Source organism: Luteibacter sp. P4_E6, assembly GCF_056401535.1.
Genome location: NZ_JBFUJE010000644.1, coordinates 1 through 2,482 on the forward strand (window position 1 = coordinate 1; position 2,482 = coordinate 2,482).

The 2,482-nt window shown below is 57.3% G+C and carries 4 protein-coding genes; 3 read left to right on the forward strand and 1 reads right to left on the reverse strand.

Going from position 1 to position 2,482, the window contains the following annotated elements:
* The 3 genes from AC1DT2_RS21860 to AC1DT2_RS21870 form a co-directional block, all read left to right on the forward strand.
* A partial coding sequence (locus AC1DT2_RS21860; RefSeq protein WP_477298707.1) for a hypothetical protein occupies nucleotides 1-376 on the forward strand: 376 nt, incomplete at its 5' end.
* Between the two features lie 469 nt (nucleotides 377-845).
* Nucleotides 846-1,265, forward strand: a complete 420-nt coding sequence (locus tag AC1DT2_RS21865; RefSeq protein WP_477298708.1) for a hypothetical protein — start codon at nucleotides 846-848, stop codon at nucleotides 1,263-1,265.
* Nucleotides 1,266-1,294: 29 nt separating this feature from the next.
* Nucleotides 1,295-2,224, forward strand: coding sequence for an LAPAL motif-containing putative phage structural protein (locus tag AC1DT2_RS21870; protein ID WP_477298709.1), 930 nt, complete (start codon nucleotides 1,295-1,297; stop codon nucleotides 2,222-2,224).
* Nucleotides 2,225-2,235: 11 nt separating this feature from the next.
* On the opposite strand, the gene AC1DT2_RS21875 is transcribed toward AC1DT2_RS21870, so the two are convergent.
* Nucleotides 2,236-2,482, reverse strand: a 247-nt coding sequence (locus AC1DT2_RS21875) for a low affinity iron permease family protein (RefSeq protein WP_477298711.1), incomplete at its 5' end; no start/stop codon positions are given.

The window sequence follows — 2,482 nt, forward strand, 5'->3', positions numbered from 1 at the left end:
CGTCATGTCTGGTACCTACGTCGAAGAAGTGAACGCCCGCGTTGCGGCGACTGAGGCGCGAGTCACGACCGCCGTCGAAGGTGTTCGAATTGACCACGCAGAGTTACGCGCAAGCTTGAAATCAGGATTGCTGGAGATTCGCGTCGACATGGAAAAAATGCGCGGCGATATCCGTCGGATGTTCTCCGCGCAGACAAAGTGGATTGAGGTCATCGTGTTCGGGGCGCTCGCTGCAGCGGGCACTGCCTGGGGATTCCTGAAGCCCCCAACGCCGATGTCCCTGCAGCCAGCGCCCTATGTGATCTACGCCCAACCTACGCCAGTGAAGGCGCCGCCGGCTCGGCTGCCAGGAGTGCCCCGTGCAGTCGACCCATAACCAGCCGCCCTATCGAGCGCAGCGCTTCACGTCGTTTTACCGCCTGGACGCGCGAGTCGCTGAGCTCGAAACCGACATGAAGTTCGTACGCAGGGACCTGGATGAGGTTCGCTCTGATCTGCGTRACATCCGGGTGCGTCTCGGCTCCGTCGACCTAAGCCTGGGAATTCTGTCGGAGCGAATGGATTCTTCGTCAAGAAACCTGCTAGAGCGAGTCGACCTCCAGTCGGCAGGTTTGACAGAGCGAATAGACAGTTCGTCCGCGAACCTGACGGAAAAAATAGACGCCGTATCTTCGAGCCTGACTGAGAAGATCGACACCGTATCKKCGAACCTSACGGAAAARATCGACRCYGTATCGTCGAACCAAATCGACACMGTATCKKCGAACCTCACGGAAAAGATCGACACCGTATCTGCGAACTTGACCGAAAAAATAGACAGGGTATCCGCGACCTCAAACGAGCGAATGGACACCATGTTCGCAAACTTGACTGCACGCACGGACACCTCGTACGCGGACTTGACCGAAAAAATAGACAGGGTATCCGCGACTTCAACCGAGCGTATGGACACCATGTTCGCGAACTTGATTGTGCGTATGGACACCTCGTCCGCGAGCTTGACCGAGCGGATGGACACCATGTTCGCGAACTCGAACGAAAAAATGGATTCTCTTTCCACAAATCTGTTGGAGAAAATGAACTCCCTTTCCGTAACTATCTCGGAAAAAATGGATCGCTTTCCGACGAAGGTTCAGCTGAGCCTATGGGCCTGCGCCGGGCTGACAGCCCTTCTTGGGGTCACCGCCTCGATGATCGCCGTGCTTCTTCGTCTTTCTGGTCACGACGATGTCGCGGCGGTCATCGACGCGGTAAGCGGTAAGTAGTTTGCTCGACCTTGAGGCTCATCTAAGCAATGTCTGATGTAACCGAATTTCGCGTCAGCTACGACGGCCCCGCACTCGAAAACCACGAGATGGACCCGCGCGAGCTCGCCCCCGCGTTGCTCGCGATGGCCGATCTTCTGGAAGCGTCTGCTCGCGTGCTGTATGGAGACAAGGCAAAGATTCATGTCAACGTAAAGGGCTCGTTCAAAACGGGCAGCTTCAACGTCGACTTTGTCACCGGCGTGCAGTGGCTTCAGTCGGTCAAGGATATCTTTGCTGGCACCGAGGCGACAGCAATCGCGAACGCCACAGCCATCCTCGGCGCGCTTGGTGTCATAGGAAGGAAGGGCTTGTTTCCGCTGCTCAAATGGCTTCGCAGCCGCCCTATCACACGCATCGAGGCTATCGGCACCGACCGACCCGGGCAACCGACGGTGCGCATTTATGTCGGCGACGAGTTCTACGATACCGAGCGGGACACCGTGGACCTTCTACGCGACGTGGGGGTGAGGAAGGCGACCCAGCAGGTGCTCGCTCCCCTGGAGAGGCCCGGAATCGACGTCTTCGCGCTCGGCCAGGGCACCCGGGTAAATGTCACGGTGCGCGACAGCGAACTCAGCTCGTTCATATCGCCGGCTGCCGACGAATCCCTGATCATCGACGACATCAGAGACATGGCCTTTTCGATTGTTTCCCTTACCTTCAAGGAAAACAACAAGTGGCGTCTATCGGACGGATCTTCGACGATCAGCGCGACCATTTCCGATGCCGACTTCCTACAAGCCGTCCACGGCGATATGAAGTCCTTCTCAAAGGGCGACGCCCTCGTCTGCCGGGTGCGCGTTCGTCAGTGGCAGACAGCAAATGGCACGCGAACCGACTATGAAGTCGTTAACGTCGTAAATCATCTTCGAGCGGCGCGACAGGTACAGCTCCCATGGCCTGAAGTTCGGGCATGAATGCGACGACCTCATAACCGCCCGCCACTCCGCGACTCGTTACGCGCATCGGCAGCATGCTGTAAGTAAGTCTTCCTGATGCTGTCCAGCTCCTTCTCGTCGAGCTCCTCCAGATCGAGCAGCGAGTTGTTCGCTTCCTTGATGGCGTGGATGAGCTCGTCCAGCTTGATCTGCATGGCCTCGGTATCACGGTTCTGCGTGTTCTGGATCAGGAACACCATGAGGAACGTGACGATCGTCGTACCGGTGTTTATCACC

What these genes read in the sequence shown, in the direction of transcription:
- AC1DT2_RS21865 (WP_477298708.1), top strand. Translation starts at nt 846, where the DNA reads ATGGACACCATGTTCGCAAACTTGACTGCACGCACGGACACCTCGTAC.
- AC1DT2_RS21870 (WP_477298709.1), top strand. Translation starts at nt 1,295, where the DNA reads ATGTCTGATGTAACCGAATTTCGCGTCAGCTACGACGGCCCCGCACTC.